Here is a 16,312-nt window from a genome sequence, read left to right as displayed (position 1 = left end):
CTACGCCGATCCGTTGATGCGTTCGATGGCCTGGCGGGGCTGGTCGGCGGCCGGGCGGGGCGGGAGGGAGGAGACGGAGGCGCTCGGGGCGGCCACCGCGGCCGGCTGCTCCCCCGCGGGTTTCGCGTGGGCGGCGGGCCGGCTGGACCGCAGCCGGTGGCTCACCGCCTCGTCCAGCGTCACCGGCCGCTGCATCTGCAGGGCGAGCCGCCCCGCGTCCTGGCCCAGCCGGGCCACGTCCTCCCAGGGCAGTCTCAGCACCACGGCGACCTCGGCCTCGCCGTCGGGCAGGGCGTGGATCGGAGGAGTAACTCGGTCGTTCATCGCCTGTTCCTCACGTTGACCCCGCGACCCGCCTTCCCCGTGCCGCGGGCAGTTGAGAAGTCATACGCACGCGCGCGTGCGGGCGTTCATCGATTCGCGGAGCGCATCGCGGGCACTACTTCCTTGTGGTCATCCCCGTCCATGACGTGAACCCGGTGCGCCGCACCCCTGTGGTGACGTATGCGCTCATCGCCGCGAACGTGCTGGTCTTCCTGTACACGCCCGGTCTGGCCGGCTCCGTGGCGGGCGACAGCAGCCTGTCCCAGCTCTGTCATCTCCAGGCCTTCCTGGACCATTACGCGGCGGTGCCGCAGGAGCTGGTCCATCATCAGCTGCCCCGCCTGGTGCCCACGGGCGAGGTGGGTCCGGGCGGCCGGGGCTGCGTGGTCGGGCCGCCCGGCTACGACAAGTCCCCGTTCGTGTCCGTGTTCACCGCGATGTTCCTGCACGGCGGCTGGCTGCACCTGCTGGGCAACATGCTGTTCCTGCTGATCTTCGGCAACAACGTCGAGGACCGCATGGGCCATGTGCGCTTCGCGCTGTTCTACGTCGTCTGCGGCTATGCGGCCTCGTACGGCTTCGCGTTCCTCAACGCCGACTCCGGCGACCCGCTGATCGGCGCGTCCGGCGCCATCGCGGGGGTGCTGGGCGCCTATCTGGTGCTGTATCCGAAGGCCAGGGTGTGGGTGCTGGTGCCGTTCCTGGTCTTCCTGCCGCTGCGGCTGCCGGCCTGGCTGGTGCTGGGCTTCTGGTTCGCGCTGCAGGCCGTCTACTCGTCCGGCGAGGGCGTCTCCGACGCGGGCACGGTGGCGTACGCGGCGCACGTCGTGGGCTTCCTCGTCGGCATGGTGCTGGCCTGGCCGCTCAAGGCGGGCACGATCCCGCCGCCGGAACCGCGCGGCCTGCTGTTCGGCAGGAAGGCGCGGCCCCGGCACACCTGGTAGGTCAGCGGGCCGTCCGCGTGTGGACGTACTCCACGAGCCGGGTCAGCGCGTCCGGGTCGGTGGACGGCATGACGCCGTGGCCGAGGTTGAAGACGTGGCCCTCCAGGTCCTTCGCCGTCTCGAGAACCTCGCGGGTCTTGGCCTCGACGGCGTCCGTGCCGGCGAACAGGACGGTCGGGTCGAGGTTGCCCTGGAGCGCCTTGCCGGGGCCGACGCGGCGGGCGGCCTCGTCGAGCGACACCCGGTAGTCGACGCCGACGACGTCCGCGCCGGCCTCGCCCATGAGGCCCAGCAGCTCGCCGGTGCCGACGCCGAAGTGGATGCGCGGGACGCCGTATCCGGCCACGGCGTCGAGCACCTTCGCGGAGGCGGCCATCACCGAGCGGCGGTAGTCGACGGGGGCGAGCGCGCCGGCCCAGGAGTCGAAGAGCTGCACGGCGGAGGCGCCCGCCTCGATCTGCACCTTCAGGAACGCGGCCGTGATGTCGGCGAGGCGGTCCAGCAGGTCGGCCCAGAGCTCCGGGTCGCCGTACATCATCGCCTTGGCGTTCTCGTACGTGCGCGACGGACCGCCCTCGACGAGGTAACTCGCGAGGGTGAAAGGCGCGCCCGCGAAACCGATGAGCGGGGTGGCGCCGAGCTCGGCGGTCAGCAGGCCGATGGCCTCGGTGACGTAGGAGACGTCCTCGGGGGTCAGGTCGCGCAGCTGGGCCAGGTCGGCGCGGGTGCGGATCGGCTTCTCGACGACCGGGCCGACGCCGGGCTTGATGTCGAGGTCGATGCCGATGGCCTTGAGCGGGACGACGATGTCGCTGAAGTAGATCGCCGCGTCCACGCCGTGCCGGCGCACCGGCTGGAGGGTGATCTCGGTGACCAGCTCGGGCCGCATGCAGGACTCGAGCATCGGGACGCCCTCACGGACCTTGCGGTACTCGGGCAGTGAGCGACCGGCCTGCCGCATGAACCACACCGGCGTGTGCGGCACGGGCTCGCGCCGGCAGGCCTTGAGGAAGGCGGATTCGTACGTGGCGGACGGCGGCGTCTGGTTAGCACTCACGTCGGCAAGTTTCGCACGGCGTCCGCAGTGCCCGGCGCCCGGCGTCGATGCCGGTTCGCCGGTGAGTGGGCGCCCGTTGTCCGGGTGTCTAGGCCCGCACCGGGCCCCGCTTCCCTTTAATCTTCCCGCATGGCTGCGGCTCAAGGACGACTGTCGGACGGCACTGGCGGAATGGACGACGCGAAGGAGGGGGACCGGGATACGAGCGGCGACGCGCCGTTGCCCTTCCGGGCCGCCGTCGACGCGCTGAGGGCCGCGCGGCTCAGGCCGCAGATCGAGGTGGAGCCGACGCGCGCTCCGCAGCGGCTCGCGCCGTTCGCGTACGCGCTGGAGGCGACGGTCGTCGACGGCGACCAGGACCTGGCGGACGGCCGGCTGGTGCTGCTGCACGACCCGGACGGGCACGACGCCTGGCGGGGTGCCTTCCGGCTGGTCACGCTGGTGCGCGCGGAGCTGGAGCCGGAGATGGCGGCCGACCCGCTGCTGCCCGAGGTGTGCTGGTCGTGGCTGACCGGCGCGCTCCAGGCGCGCGGCCTCGCGTGCGGGGAGCCGAGCGGCACGGTCACCCGGGCCGGTTCCCACTACTTCGGCGGTCTCGCCGAGCGCCCGCCGGCCTCGCAGATCGAGATCCGCGCCTCCTGGACGCCCCGCGAGGGGCTGGGCGGGGTGCCGGACACCGCGGGTCATCTGGCGGCCTGGTGCGATCTGCTCGCGCAGGTCGCGGGGCTGCCGCCGGCCGGTCCGGGCGACGCGTCGGTGGTGACGCTGCCGCAGCGGCGCGGTCCGCAGTCACGCTGACGTTCCCCGCGGGGGTCACCTTTTCGGGCGCAGAGGTTTTGTCGTCACTTTGTCGATACGGCCACTTTCAGTCGAGAGTGATCCCTCGAACGAACCGATTCGTGCACCGAACGATCGACCACACGTCCGAATTGCACCAATTGTTACTCACTAGATCGTGATCATTCTCTAAAGGACTCGTGATCCGGTGCCGAAGACGACTGTGACCTTCCAAGTCGTCCCCGCACTCCAGGAGGCCTGGTGTCCGTTCTTCTCGAGCAGCCCGCAAGCCTGGTCGCCTACCGCCCGAACAAGCCCACCGCCATGGTGGTCGTGGCCGACCCGCGCGTCCGCTCCACCGTCACCCGCCACCTGTGGGCGCTCGGTGTGCGCGATGTCATCGAGGCCTCGTCCGTCGCGGAGGCTCGTCCCCGCATCGGCAACCCCCGCGACATCTGTGTCGCCGACGTCCATCTGCCCGACGGCTCCGGCCTGACCCTCCTGTCGGAGACCCGCGCGGCAGGCTGGCCCAACGGCCTCGCCCTGTCCGCCGCCGACGACATCGGCGCCGTCCGCAACGCCCTCGCGGGCGGAGTGAAGGGCTATGTCGTCACCGGCACCCGCACCAACCTCGGGCTCCCCACCCGACCCGGTGCCGCCCCCATCGGCTCCCGCGCCGCCGGGATGCACCGCCGCCCCCCGGGTGCCCCGAGCCACCCGGGCGGCTACCGAGAGCTGTCCGGCCGTGAGGTCGAGGTACTGCGGCTGGTGGCGGAGGGCCAGTCGAACAAGGCCATCGGCGTCTCGATGGGCCTGTCCGCACTGACCGTCAAGAGCCACCTCGCCCGCATCGCCCGCAAGCTCGGCACGGGCGACCGTGCCGGCATGGTGGCGGTGGCCCTGCGCACCGGCATCATCCACTGAGATTCCCACCGAAGATCACATCGAGGGATCCCCGCCCTCCTCGTTCACGGACGTGAACCAGAGCTTTCGCCGTACTGACTGGTTTACGACCCCCAGGCGCCCGTCGACGGAACGTTCCGTCGGCGGGCGCTGTCCATACACAGATACCCTTGACAGGTGACCGACGCCCAAGACACCGCAGCAGACAGCTCACTGCGAACCACCGGAGGCGCCCCTCCGGACGACGGCGGATCTTCTGTTACGGGGGCGCCGAACCCTGAGGCCGTTCCGCTACTGGAACCGCGCGAAGGAATCCCGCCCGTGATCGCGGACGAGACCGCGCTCGCCGAGATGATCGCCGCGTTCGCGGCCGGCTCCGGCCCCGTCGCCGTCGACGCCGAGCGCGCCTCCGGCTATCGCTACGGACAGCGCGCCTACCTCGTCCAGCTGCGCCGCGAAGGCGCCGGCAGCGCCCTGATCGACCCCGTGGCCTGCCCCGACCTGTCCGGGCTCGGCGAGGCGCTCTCCGGTGTGGAGTGGGTGCTGCACGCCGCCACCCAGGACCTGCCCTGTCTCCGCGAGATAGGCATGGTTCCGACCTCGTTGTTCGACACCGAGCTGGCCGGACGGCTCGCCGGGTTCCCCCGGGTCGGACTCGGCGCGATGGTCGAGGGCGTCCTGGGCTTCGTCCTGGAGAAGGGCCACTCCGCCGTCGACTGGTCGACCCGGCCGCTGCCCGAGCCGTGGCTGCGCTACGCCGCGCTGGACGTGGAGCTCCTGGTCGATCTGCGGGACGCGCTGGAGAAGGAGCTGGACCGGCAGGGGAAGCTGGAGTGGGCGCAGCAGGAGTTCGCCGCGATCGCGGCGGCGCCGCCCGCCGAGCCGCGCAAGGACCCCTGGCGGCGGACGTCCGGGATGCACAAGGTGCGGCGGCGTCGGCAGCTGGCCGTCGTGCGGGAGCTGTGGCAGACGCGGGACCGGATCGCGCAGCGGCGTGACGTGTCGCCGGGCAAGGTGCTGTCCGACGCGGCGATCGTGGAGGCCGCGCTGTCGCTTCCGGCCAATGTGCAGGTGCTGACCGGGCTGAACGGGTTCGGGCCGCGGATGGGGCGGCGCCAGCTGGAGCAGTGGCAGGCCGCCGTCGACCGGGCCAAGGCGCTGCCCGAGGCGCAGTTGCCTGCGCCTGGGCAGCCGGTGACGGGGCCGCCGCCGCCGCGCGCCTGGGCCGACAAGGATCCTGCGGCCGCGGCTCGGTTGTCGGCGGCTCGGGCGGGAGTCTCTGCACTGGCCGAGCGGCTCAATATGCCTCAGGAGAACCTGATCACTCCGGACACGGTTCGGCGGGTTTGCTGGGAGCCGCCGAAGGTTGTCGATGCAGGGTCTGTCGGGGATGCGCTTGCTGGGTATGGGGCTCGGCCGTGGCAGGTCGAGCTTGTCGCGCCGGTTCTGGTGAGTGCGTTGTCCGCCCAGACGCCATAGGGGTTCGGTCGCGGGGCCGCTGCGGGTCCGTTGTGGTTGATCGCGCAGTTCCCCGCGCCCCTGAAAGCCTTTACCTGGTCGCTCCTTTCGTGAAGCCGTTGTAGATGTAGCGCTGCAGCCCTAGGAAGACGATCAGGGTCGGCAGGATCACGACTATCGCTCCCGCCGAGATCGTTTCCCAGTGGGCGCCGTACGGGCCCTTGAAGCGGAACAGGGACGTCGAGATCACGCCAAGATCCTGGGACGGCAGATAGAGGAACGGGATGTAGAAGTCGTTGTAGACGGTGATCCCCTTCACGATCACGACCGTGGCGATGGCCGGTTTCAGGAGCGGGAAGATGATCTTTCGGTAGATCGTGAAGGCGTTGGCGCCGTCCAGGCGGGCCGCCTCGTCCAGGGAGACCGGGATCGAGCGCACGAACTGCAGGAAGATGTAGATCGAGACGATGTCGGTGCCCATGTAGAGGGCGATGGGCGCCCAGAGCGTGTCGAACATGCCGAAGCCGTTGACGATCTGGAAGGTCGCGACCTGGGTCGTGACGCCGGGGACCAGGGCCGCCAGCAGGAACAGGGCCACGACCAGTTTCTTGAAGCGGAACGTGAAGCGGTCGATGGCGTACGCCGTCATCGAGCCGATCAGGACCGTGCCGGCGATGGCGAAGGCCAGGATGAAGGCCGTGTGGCCGAAGGCCGAGAGCATCCGGCCGTCCTGGAACGCGGTCACGTAGTTGTGGAAGTTCAGCGGGTCGTCGGGGAGGGTCAGGGCTCCGCTGCCGCCTGTCATCTCCTTGTCCGTCTTGAGTGAGGTCAGGAAGACCACGCCCAGCGGGAGCAGGACGATGACCGTCGCCAGGATCAGCGTCGTGTGGACGAGCGTGCGGGCCACGGCTCGGCGGGTCATACCAGGTCCACCTTGTCGTCGGGGACCAGCCTGCGCTGGAGCCAGGTCACCAGCAGGATGATCAGCAGCAGGACCAGGGCGGCGGCCGAGGCCAGGCCGGTCTTGTTGAACTGGAAGGCCAGCTTCACGGTCTGGATCACGAAGGTCTCCGTGCCGGTCGCGCCGCCCGTCATGATGTACGGGATCTCGAAGGCGGACAGGGAGCCCGACACCGAGAGGATGACCGTCAGGGTCAGCACGGGCTTGATGCCCGGCGCGATGATGTGGCGGAACTGGTGCCAGCGGTTCGCTCCGTCCAGTTCGGCCGCCTCGTACAACTCCCCCGGGATCGACTGGATCGCGCCGAGGAACAGGACGAAGTTCAGGCCCAGATAGCGCCAGATCGAGACCGCGGCCAGCGAGGAGTTGGCGGAGAACGGGGTGCCCAGCCAGGCGTGGTCGGAGTGCTGGCCGAACAGGGCGAGGATCGAGTCGAGGGTGCCGCCGTCCTGGAAGAAGTAGAGGAAGACGAAGCCGATCGCCACCCCGTTGATCAGGTACGGGAAGAACAGCACGCCCTTGAAGAAGTTCCGGAAGCGGACGTCGAAGCTGAGGATCGTCGCGAAGTACAGGGCCGCGACGATCTGGATCGCGGAGGCGACCAGGTAGTAGCCGCTGACGAAGAAGACCTCGAACAGCTCGGGGCGGGTGAAGAGTTCGGTGTAGTTCTCCAGGCCCGTGTAGTGCAGCTCGGGGCTCACGCCGTCCCAGTCGGTGAAGCTGTACGCGATCATGTTGACGATCGGCGCGTAGGTGAAGGTGATCAGGAGGGCGAGGGGGGCGAGCAGGAAGATCCAAGGGGTCAGGTGCCGCCACATGCGGGCCATCACGACCCCATGGTCTTCTGGGTCTCGGTCCACTTGCGGCCCAGGCTCTTCAGGTAGTCGTCGAGCGAGCCCTTCCTGGCGCCGCGCGCCAGGTCGACCAACTCCTGCCGGTAGTCCGGGGTGTTGATGCCGACCTCGGACTCGGTGTCGATCGCCTTGACCTCGGCGCCCTTGCTGTCGTCCAGCTCGATGAGCTTGACGCCCTGCTCCTCGTACGGCTTCAGGACGGTCGGCATCGGCGCGTCCTTGAGCGGGGAGATGGCGAGGTTGTCGGCGGCGTAGCCGGACTTGTCGGTGAACCAGTCGAGCCAGGCGCGGGCGGCTTCCTTGTGCTTCGAGTGGACGTTGACGGCCTGGTTGTAGTCCGGGCCGACCGTGGCGCAGAACGTGCCGCCGGTCTGGGCCGGGAAGGGCATGAAGCCGATGTCGTCCGGGTCCGCTCCGGCCTTCTTCGCGGCGTCCCGGAACTGGATGACCGCCCAGGTGCCGAGCCACTGCGTGGCGATCTGCCCCTTGGCCAACTGTCCCTTGGAGGCTTCCCAGTTGGAGGTGGTCGGGTCCTTCTCGGCGAGGCCCTCGTGGACGATGTCGTACAGGAGCGTGTCGCCCACGCGCAGGTCGGCGCCCGCGGCCCAGGGGTTGCCCTCGGCGATCTTCGTGGTGGCCCGGGGGTCGCAGTGGACCGTGCCGTTGACGAAGGTCCAGGAGGTCAGGGGCCAGCCGGCGGCGAAGTTGGTGTAGTACGGGATCGCGTCGGTCCTGGACTTGATGGCCTTGAGGTCGGCGAGGAACTCGTCCGGGGCGGTGGGCCAGTCGGTGACGCCGGCCTCCTGCCAGACCCGCTTGTTGTAGAGGAAGCCGGGCATCACACCGTCGGCGGTCTGGCCGTAGACCTTGCCGTCGACCGCGGTGTAGTCGGTGAACCGGTACTTCTCGGCGCGTTCCGCGACCGTGCCGAGCGAGGCGAAGAACTTGGGATAGTCGCTCTTCTTGATGACCCCGGGGATCATCAGGACGTCGCCGTAGTTCTCGGTGTTCATGCGGATCTTGACCTCGGCCTCGTAGTTCGTGAGGGCCTCGAACTCGACCTTGACCTTCGGGTAGATCTTGTTGAACTCGGCGGCGTACCGGTCCATCGTGCCGTCCTGCACGAGGTCGGTGCGCACGGTGAGGACCTTGATGGTGCCGGTGACCTTGGCCGGGTCGTCGGGCGCCTCGGCGTCGGCGCCCTTCGAGGTGCCTCCGGTGCCGGTGCAGCCGGCGGCCAGCAGGGCCGATCCCACGGCCAGGGCGAGGATGTGACGGCGGTTCATGTGCATCAGCTCCGTTCTCGGGACGTTCACGGGACGGACGAGCACGTGCGGGTTGCCATACCGGTGGTGGGGTTGGCTGGTTCGGAACTCTGACAACGTTTTCTTAACCGGTAAAGTCCGTATCCCGCCAACGATGCCAAAGAGTGTTCCCCGTACTGGACTTGATCGGTTTAGGGAGTGCGTACATGCTTCAGGCCACACCGCTCACCGAGGGCTGGATCCTGCTGCGCGACGGGGAGGCCCTCCCCGCCTCGGTGCCAGGCTGCGTCCACACCGACCTGCTGGCGGCCGGGGTGATCCCGGACCCCTTTCTCGGGCGGAACGAGACCGAGGTCGCGTGGGTGGGGCGGCGGGACTGGACCTACGAGACCGACCTGCGCACCGGATCGGGCCACGAGCGGACCGACCTCGTCTTCGAGGGGCTCGACACCGTCGCCGAAGTCCTGCTGGACGGGCGGGTGTTGGGGCGGACGCGGAACATGCACCGCTCGTACCGCTTCGACGTGACCGGGCTGTCGGGGCGGCTGTCGGTGCGCTTCCTGTCGGCGTACGCCGAGGCCGAGGCGGTGCGCGACGCGCTCGGTGAGCGGCCCGGCGCCTACGACGAGCCCTTCCAGTACGTCCGCAAGATGGCCTGCTCCTTCGGCTGGGACTGGGGGCCGACGCTGGTGACGGCCGGGATGTGGCGGCCGGTGCGGCTGGAGCAGTGGTCGACGGCCCGGATCGCCCGGGTGCGGCCGCTGGTGACGGTCGAACAGGGCGTGGGGGTCGTGGAGTTGGCGGTCGACGTGGAGCGAACCCGGGTGGCGGCGCCGCTGACCGTCGAGGCGACGGTCGCCGGGGAGCGGGTGCGCGCTTCGGTGGACGGCACACGGGGGGTCGTACGGCTCGAAGTGGCCGACCCGCGGTTGTGGTGGCCGCGCGGGTACGGCGAACAGCCCTTGTACGACGTTGAGTTGACACTGCTGCACGGGGACTCGGCGTTGGACGTCTGGCGGCGGCGGGTCGGCTTCCGCAGTGTCGAGCTGGACCGGTCGGCGGACGAGCACGGCACCGGGTTCACGTTCGTGGTGAACGGCGAGCGGCTCTTCGCGCGGGGCGTCAACTGGATCCCGGACGACGTCTTCCCGTCCCGGATCACCCGTGAGCGGTACCGGGAGCGGCTCACCCAGGCCGCCGACGCGGGCGTGGATCTCGTCAGGGTCTGGGGCGGCGGGATCTATGAGAGCGCCGACTTCTACGACGTGTGCGACGAGTTGGGGCTGCTGGTCTGGCAGGACTTCCCGTTCGCGTGCGCCGCCTATCCGGAGGAGCAGCCGCTGCGGGGCGAGGTGGAGGCCGAGGCGCGGGAGAACGTCGTACGGCTGATGCCGCATCCCTCGCTCGTGCTGTGGAACGGCAACAACGAGAACCTGTGGGGGTTCTGGGACTGGGGGTGGGAGGAGCGGCTCGCCGGGGCGTCCTGGGGCGAGGGGTACTACCTGGGCGTACTGCCGCGCGTGGTGGCCGAGTTGGATCCCACGCGGCCCTACACGGCGGGCAGCCCCTGGTCCGGGTCGTGGGATCACCATCCGAACGATCCGGCGCACGGGACGCACCACTCGTGGGACGTGTGGAACCGGGAGGACTACTCCGCGTACCGGCGCGAAGTGCCTCGGTTCATGGCCGAGTTCGGCTGGCAGGCGCCGCCCGCGTACGCCACCTTGCGGCGGGCGCTGCCGGGTGAGGAGCTCGCGGCGGACTCCCCCGGCATGCTGCACCACCAGAAGGCCGCCGACGGCAACGGGAAGCTGCGGCGGGGGCTGGAGCGCCATTTCGTGTACCCCGAGGGGGACTTCGACCGGTGGCACTACCTCACCCAGGTCAACCAGGCGCGGGCCGTGGCCACCGGGATCGAGCACTGGCGGGCGAACTGGCCGGTGTGCGCGGGCACGGTCCTCTGGCAGCTCAACGACTGCTGGCCAGTGACCAGTTGGGCGGCGATCGACGGGGACGGACGGGAGAAGCCGCTCTATCACGAGCTGCGGCGGCTCTACGCCGATCGGCTGCTGACGGTGCAGGGTCGGGTGCTGGCCGTCGTCAACCAGGGGGCGGAGGCGTGGGCGGGGGTGGTGCGGTTGCGGCGGATGACCGTGGCGGGGGCGGTAGTCGGCGAGGCGGGGGTGGAGTTCGGCGCTGGGGCGCGGGCGGTGGCGCGTCTCGACGTACCGGAGGCGCTGCTGCCTGCCGGGCCCGCGGAGTTCCTCGTCGCGGACGCCGACGGGGTCAGGGCGTTGCAATTCCCTGCGCCTGACCGAGAAATCCCTTATCCGCGGCCCGAGTTCGACGTGACCGTCGCGCCGGACGGCTCGGTGACAGTCGGGGCTCGTGGCCTCGTACGGGATCTGCTGCTGCAAGCCGACCGGCTGCACCCGGACGCGCGCGCCGACCGGGGGCTCGTGACGCTGTTGCCCGGCGAACAGGTGACCATCGCGGTCAGTGGCTGGAAGACTCCCGACGCGGACGCCGCCCGCGCCGCCCTGTACTGCATGGAGCCCCCACGATGACAGCCCAGCCGGCCGCCCGCGTCACCATCAAGGACGTCGCCGCGCGTGCCGGGGTGTCGAAGGGGGCCGTGTCCCTCGCCTTCAACCACAAGCCGGGGCTGTCGGAGGCGACCCGGGACCGGATCTTCCAGGCCGCGCGGGAGCTGGGCTGGGCACCGAACCTCACCGCGCGGACGCTGGCGGGGTCGCGGGTGGACGTCGTCGGGCTGGCGATCTGCCGGCCCGCCCGGCTGCTGGGGCTCGAACCCTTCTACATGGAGTTCATCTCCGGGGTGGAGAGCGTCCTCACCGAGCAGGCGTGCTCGCTGCTGCTGCGGCTCGTGCGGAACGTCGAGGAGGAGGTCGGGCTGCAGGAGACCTGGTGGCGGGGGCGGCAGATCGGCGGGGCGATCCTCGTCGACTTCCGGGCCGATGATCCGCGGGTGGCGGCGGTCGAGCGGCTGGGGATGCCGGTGGTGGCCGTAGGACATCCCTCGCTCACGGGTGGGCTGACGTCCGTGTGGACCGATGACGCGACGGCCGTCACGGAGGCGGTGCGGTATCTGGCGGCGCTCGGGCATCGGCGGATCGCGCGGGTGGGCGGGGCGGCGGCGCTCGGGCACACGGCGGCGCGGACGGCGGCCTTCGACGCGGCCGCGCGGACGCTGGAGCTGGCCGGCGCGTGGCAGGTGACCACCGACTACTCGGGCGAGGCGGGGGCGCGGGCGACGCGTTCGATGCTGACGGCCGCGGCCGCCGACCGGCCGACGGCGATCGTGTACGACAACGACATCATGGCGGTGGCGGGGCTGTCGGTGGCCGCGGAGATGGGGTTGTCGGTGCCGGGGGACGTCTCGCTGCTGGCGTGGGACGACTCGCAGCTGTGCCGGCTGACGCATCCGACGTTGTCGGCTATGAGTCATGACGTGCATGGGTTTGGTGCGGATGCGGCTCGGACGTTGTTCGGGGTGATCACTGGGGAGGGGCCGGGGTCGCATCCTGTCCCTACTCCGGTGCTGACTCCTCGGGGGTCCACGGCGCCGCCGTCTCGGTGAGCGCCGTACGTGGCTGCGGGTCCGCTGTGGCTGGTCGCGCAGTTCCCCGCGCCCCTTAGGGGCGCGACTGCACCCTCCGTTTCAATGTGACCTTCGCCGCTCCCGCCCTCAGGACTGTGCAGCTACGTTACCCACAAGTAGCATGGGCCTGAGCGCGCGCTCAGCGCTTGCGCCGTGCAGCCGTGCCAGCAGTGCCATCCCGCATCTGGAGGAGAGCCATCGTGCCTCGTACCGTCAGGGACGTCGTCTTCGTCGACGGCGTCCGTACCCCGTTCGGCAAGGCGGGCCCGAAGGGCATCTACCACGAGACCCGCGCCGACGACCTCGTCGTGAAGGCGATCCGGGAGCTGCTGCGCCGGAACCCGGCTCTGGAGCCCGCGAAGATCGACGAGGTCGCCATCGCCGCGACCACGCAGATCGGTGACCAGGGCCTGACCATCGGCCGTACCGCCGGCATCCTGGCCGGTCTGCCGACCTCCGTGCCCGGCTACTCCATCGACCGCATGTGCGCCGGCGCCCTGACCGCCGTCACGACCGTCGCCGGTTCCGTGGCCTTCGGTGCGTACGACGTCGCCATCGCCGGCGGTGTCGAGCACATGGGCCGCCACCCCATGGGCGAGGGCGTGGACCCGAACCCGCGGTTCGTGAGCGAGAAGCTGGTCGACGAGTCCGCGCTGTTCATGGGCATGACCGCGGAGAACCTGCACGACCGCTACCCGACGATCACCAAGCAGCGCGCCGACGAGTACGCCGTGCGCTCCCAGGAGAAGGCCGCCAAGGCGTACGCCAACGGCAAGATCCAGGCCGACCTGGTGCCGATCTCGGTGCGCCGCACCAACCCGGAGGCCGGTGAGACCGGCTGGGGGCTCGTGACCGCCGACGAGCCGATGCGCCCGGGCACCACCCTGGAGAACCTCTCCGGCCTGAAGACGCCGTTCCGTGTCCACGGCCGCGTCACCGCCGGTAACGCCGCCGGTCTGAACGACGGTGCCACCGCCTCGATCATCGCCTCCGAGGACTTCGCCCGGGAGAACAACCTCCCGGTGAAGATGCGCCTCGTCTCCTACTCCTTCGCGGGTGTGGAGCCGGAGGTCATGGGCTACGGCCCCATCCCGGCCACGGAGAAGGCCCTCAAGCAGGCCGGGCTGACCATCGACGACATCGGTCTGTTCGAGATCAACGAGGCCTTCGCCGTCCAGGTGCTCGCGTTCCTGGAGCACTACGGCATCGCCGACGACGACGCGCGCGTCAACCAGTACGGCGGCGCCATCGCCTTCGGCCACCCGCTCGCCTCCTCCGGCGTCCGCCTGATGACGCAGCTGGCCCGCCAGTTCGAGGAGCAGCCGGAGGTCCGCTACGGCCTGACCACCATGTGCGTCGGCTTCGGCATGGGCGCGACGGTCATCTGGGAGAACCCGAACCACAAGGACGCCGGAGGCGACAAGTGAGCACCACCGAACTCCTGAAGGGCGCGGCCGAGCTGTTCCCCGACGAGGTCGTGACGTCCGCGCACGTACGCCACCTCGACCTGCCGTTCGGGGCCGGGCGCTTCGCGCTCATCACCCTCGACAACGGCTTCGACCACACCAAGCCGACCACCTTCGGCCCGGCCTCGCTGGCGAACCTCAACGCCGCCATCGACCAGGTGGAGAAGGAGGCCTCGGCCGGCGAGATCGTCGGTGTCGGCATCACCGGCAAGCCGTTCATCTTCGCGGTCGGCGCCGACCTCAAGGGCGTCGAGCTGCTGAAGGAGCACAAGGACGCGCTCGCCATCGGCAAGGGCGGCCACGAGGTCTTCAAGCGCCTCGGCGGCCTCGCGGTCCCGACCTTCGCGTACTACAACGGTGCCGCCATGGGCGGTGGCGTCGAGGTCGGTCTGCACTGCCAGTACCGCACGGTGTCCGCGGCCCTGCCCGCGTTCTCCCTGCCCGAGGTCTTCCTCGGCCTGGTCCCCGGCTGGGGCGGCTGCACCCTGCTGCCGAACCTGATCGGCGCCGACAAGGCCGTCTCGGTGATCATCGAGAACAGCCTCAACCAGAACAAGCAGCTCAAGGGCGCGCAGGTCTACGAGCTGGGGATCGCCGACGCCCTCTTCGAGGGCGCCGACTTCCTGGAGCAGTCTCTGCTGTGGACGGCGGCCGTCCTCAAGGGCGAGATCGTCGTCGAGCGCCCGGTCATCGACCGCGGTGAGGCCTGGGACCAGGCCGTCGCGCGCGGCCGGTTCATCGCCGACTCCAAGGTGCACGGCGCCGCTCCGGCCGCCTACCGCGCCCTGGACATCATCGCCGGCGCCAAGAACGGCGACCTCCAGCAGGGCTACGACGCCGAGGACAAGGCGCTCGCCGACCTGATCATGGGTGGCGAACTGCGCGCCGGCATCTACGCGTTCAACCTGGTGCAGAAGCGCGGCAAGCGTCCCGCGGGCGCCCCGGACAAGTCGCTGGCCCGCCCGGTCACCAAGGTCGGCGTCGTCGGCGCGGGCCTGATGGCCTCGCAGCTGGCGCTGCTGTTCCTGCGCCGCCTCGAGGTCCCGGTCGTCCTCACGGACATCGACCAGGAGCGCGTCGACAAGGGTGTGGGCTACGTCCACGCCGAGATCGAGAAGCTGCTCGGCAAGGGCCGTATCAACCAGGACAAGGCCAACCGCCTCAAGGCCCTGGTCACCGGTGTGCTGGACAAGGCCGAGGGCTTCTCCGACGCGGACTTCATCATCGAGGCCGTGTTCGAGGAAATCGGCGTCAAGCAGCAGGTGTTCGCGGAGGTCGAAGCGGTCGCCCCGGCGCACGCGATCCTGGCCACCAACACCTCCTCGCTGTCCGTCTCGGAGATGGCGTCGAAGCTCCAGCACCCCGAGCGGGTCGTCGGCTTCCACTTCTTCAACCCGGTGGCCGTGCTTCCGCTCCTGGAGATCGTCCGCGGCGAGAAGACCGACGACGCCTCGCTGGCCACGGCCTTCGCCGTCGCCAAGAAGCTGAAGAAGACCGCGGTGCTGACGAAGGACGCCCCGGCGTTCGTCGTGAACCGCATCCTCACCCGCTTCATGGGCGAGATCCAGAACGTCATCGACGAGGGCACGCCGGTCGAGGTCGCGGAGAAGGCGGTCGAGCCGCTGGGTCTGCCGATGTCGCCGCTGGTGCTGCTGGAGCTGGTCGGCCCCGCGATCGGTCTGCACGTCTCCGAGACCCTGAACCGGGCCTTCCCGGACCGCTTCACGGTCTCCCCCAACCTCGCGGCCGTCGTCAAGGCGGGCAAGCGCGGCTTCTACGTCTACGACTCCGGCAAGCCGGAGCTGGACCCCGAGGTCGCCGCGCTGCTGAAGCAGGGCGATGTCGTCCTGACCGAGGAGCAGGTGCGTGACCGCGTCCTCGACGCCGTCGCCCAGGAGATCGGGCTCATGCTCGACGAGGGTGTCGTCGCCGAGGCCCAGGACATCGACCTGTGCCTGATCACGGGCGCCGGCTGGCCCTTCCACCTGGGCGGCATCACGCCGTACCTGGACCGCGAGGGTGTCTCGGAGCGCGTGAACGGCAAGAAGTTCCTGGCGCCGGGAGTGGCGAGCGTTCCGGCGTAGCCGCTGCGATTGCGCGTGAACGGCGGTGCCCCGCAGGCTGGTTGGCTTGCGGGGCACCGGTGTTTCTGGGGGCTTCCCGGGGGCTTCGGCGCGTGGCGATGACGGTCGGGGGTGGGGTGCCGGTGTTCCGGCGGGCCTGCTCGATGGCGGGATGTCGGTTCTCGGCGGGCCCGTCGGCTTGCGTCAGCGGGTGTCCTCGACATGTACGACCTGGAGGTCGGTGCCGTCGCGGTGGCGCTTGCTGCGGCCGTGGAGGCCCACGGCGAGGTTCGACGGGTCGGCGGGCTCCTCGGAGCCGACGTAGGTGACGACGTCCGGGTGGTGGCCGGTGACCAGCCAGCCGGTGCCGTCCTTGAGCGCGCGCGTGCCGAAGTCGCCCGCCGGGCCGCCGGCGCGCACGGGACCGTACTGCCGGAGGATCTCCACGGCCTGTCCGGCGAGTTCGCCGTCGGGCTCCTTGAGCATCACGCACGTGCCGTTCTCGAACAGCACCCAGGACACCCCGGAGGGCGCCAGGATGCGCTGCCAGACCTCGACGAGGTGTTCGGTGTCGTCCACGCGGTCATGGTCGCGTACCCGACCCCGAACGGTCATGTG

14 protein-coding genes are annotated in these 16,312 nt (G+C 70.1%); 8 read left to right on the top strand and 6 right to left on the bottom strand.

Features of this window, described 5'->3' with window-relative positions:
- Positions 1 to 324: a hypothetical protein gene (locus CRP56_RS32390; protein WP_097270017.1), complete on the bottom strand. Its 324-nt coding sequence runs from the start codon at positions 322 to 324 to the stop codon at positions 1 to 3.
- A gap of 125 nt (positions 325 to 449) precedes the next feature.
- Between CRP56_RS32390 and CRP56_RS32385 the strand changes: the two genes are divergently transcribed.
- Positions 450 to 1,268, top strand: coding sequence for a rhomboid family intramembrane serine protease (locus tag CRP56_RS32385; protein WP_097270015.1), 819 nt, complete (start codon positions 450 to 452; stop codon positions 1,266 to 1,268).
- 1 nt (position 1,269) lies between these two features.
- Here the strand turns inward: CRP56_RS32385 and hemE are convergent, their stop codons facing one another.
- The gene (hemE, locus tag CRP56_RS32380; RefSeq protein WP_059195621.1) at positions 1,270 to 2,325 is read right to left on the bottom strand and encodes a uroporphyrinogen decarboxylase; all 1,056 of its coding nucleotides are present in this window, start codon (positions 2,323 to 2,325) and stop codon (positions 1,270 to 1,272) included.
- Between the two features lie 129 nt (positions 2,326 to 2,454).
- Here hemE and CRP56_RS32375 point away from each other — a divergent pair, with 129 nt between their 5' ends.
- The 3 genes from CRP56_RS32375 (at position 2,455) to CRP56_RS32365 (ending at position 5,484) form a co-directional block, all read left to right on the top strand.
- Positions 2,455 to 3,123, top strand: coding sequence for a DUF3000 domain-containing protein (locus CRP56_RS32375; RefSeq protein WP_097270013.1), 669 nt, complete (start codon positions 2,455 to 2,457; stop codon positions 3,121 to 3,123).
- 240 nt (positions 3,124 to 3,363) lie between these two features.
- Positions 3,364 to 4,026 carry a response regulator transcription factor gene (locus CRP56_RS32370; protein WP_097270010.1) on the top strand — a complete coding sequence of 221 codons (663 nt, stop codon included), beginning with the start codon at positions 3,364 to 3,366 and terminating at the stop codon, positions 4,024 to 4,026.
- Positions 4,027 to 4,182: 156 nt separating this feature from the next.
- Positions 4,183 to 5,484 carry a ribonuclease D gene (locus CRP56_RS32365; RefSeq protein ID WP_097270008.1) on the top strand — a complete coding sequence of 434 codons (1,302 nt, stop codon included), beginning with the start codon at positions 4,183 to 4,185 and terminating at the stop codon, positions 5,482 to 5,484.
- Positions 5,485 to 5,554: 70 nt separating this feature from the next.
- Here the strand turns inward: CRP56_RS32365 and CRP56_RS32360 are convergent, their stop codons facing one another.
- The 3 genes from CRP56_RS32360 to CRP56_RS32350 are packed head-to-tail and all read right to left on the bottom strand — an operon-like array spanning position 5,555 to position 8,564.
- Positions 5,555 to 6,385 carry a carbohydrate ABC transporter permease gene (locus CRP56_RS32360; RefSeq protein ID WP_097270006.1) on the bottom strand — a complete coding sequence of 277 codons (831 nt, stop codon included), beginning with the start codon at positions 6,383 to 6,385 and terminating at the stop codon, positions 5,555 to 5,557.
- Positions 6,382 to 7,251: a carbohydrate ABC transporter permease gene (locus CRP56_RS32355; RefSeq protein ID WP_097270004.1), complete on the bottom strand. Its 870-nt coding sequence runs from the start codon at positions 7,249 to 7,251 to the stop codon at positions 6,382 to 6,384. The genes CRP56_RS32360 and CRP56_RS32355 overlap by 4 nt, the downstream gene beginning before the upstream one ends.
- On the bottom strand, positions 7,251 to 8,564 hold the full coding sequence (locus CRP56_RS32350; protein WP_097274656.1) for an extracellular solute-binding protein: 1,314 nt from the start codon (positions 8,562 to 8,564) through the stop codon (positions 7,251 to 7,253). Before CRP56_RS32350 ends, CRP56_RS32355 begins: the two co-directional genes overlap by 1 nt.
- A 185-nt stretch (positions 8,565 to 8,749) precedes the next feature.
- Between CRP56_RS32350 and CRP56_RS32345 the strand changes: the two genes are divergently transcribed.
- The 4 genes from CRP56_RS32345 to CRP56_RS32330 all read left to right on the top strand — a co-directional run bounded on the left by CRP56_RS32345 (position 8,750) and on the right by CRP56_RS32330 (position 15,715).
- Positions 8,750 to 11,110, top strand: coding sequence for a glycoside hydrolase family 2 protein (locus tag CRP56_RS32345; RefSeq protein WP_097270002.1), 2,361 nt, complete (start codon positions 8,750 to 8,752; stop codon positions 11,108 to 11,110).
- Positions 11,107 to 12,144, top strand: a complete 1,038-nt coding sequence (locus CRP56_RS32340) for a LacI family DNA-binding transcriptional regulator (RefSeq protein ID WP_097270000.1) — start codon at positions 11,107 to 11,109, stop codon at positions 12,142 to 12,144. Before CRP56_RS32345 ends, CRP56_RS32340 begins: the two co-directional genes overlap by 4 nt.
- Positions 12,145 to 12,365: 221 nt before the next feature.
- A complete protein-coding gene (locus CRP56_RS32335; protein ID WP_097269998.1) occupies positions 12,366 to 13,592 on the top strand; it encodes a thiolase family protein in 1,227 nt (408 codons plus the stop codon).
- Entirely contained in the window at positions 13,589 to 15,715 is a 2,127-nt protein-coding gene (locus CRP56_RS32330; protein ID WP_097269996.1) for a 3-hydroxyacyl-CoA dehydrogenase NAD-binding domain-containing protein, read from the top strand. Before CRP56_RS32335 ends, CRP56_RS32330 begins: the two co-directional genes overlap by 4 nt.
- Before the next feature lie 183 nt (positions 15,716 to 15,898).
- On the opposite strand, the gene CRP56_RS32325 is transcribed toward CRP56_RS32330, so the two are convergent.
- Positions 15,899 to 16,309 (bottom strand): hypothetical protein, encoded by a 411-nt coding sequence (locus CRP56_RS32325; RefSeq protein ID WP_097269994.1) that lies wholly within the window; start codon positions 16,307 to 16,309, stop codon positions 15,899 to 15,901.
- Positions 16,310 to 16,312 lie beyond the last annotated feature (3 nt).

Source organism: Streptomyces sp. TLI_55 (assembly GCF_900206255.1).
Taxonomy (GTDB): Bacteria; Actinomycetota; Actinomycetes; order Streptomycetales; family Streptomycetaceae; genus Streptomyces; species Streptomyces aquilus.
The sequence above is the reverse complement of the archived record's forward strand: the minus strand, read 5'-3'. Positions and strand labels throughout refer to the sequence as shown.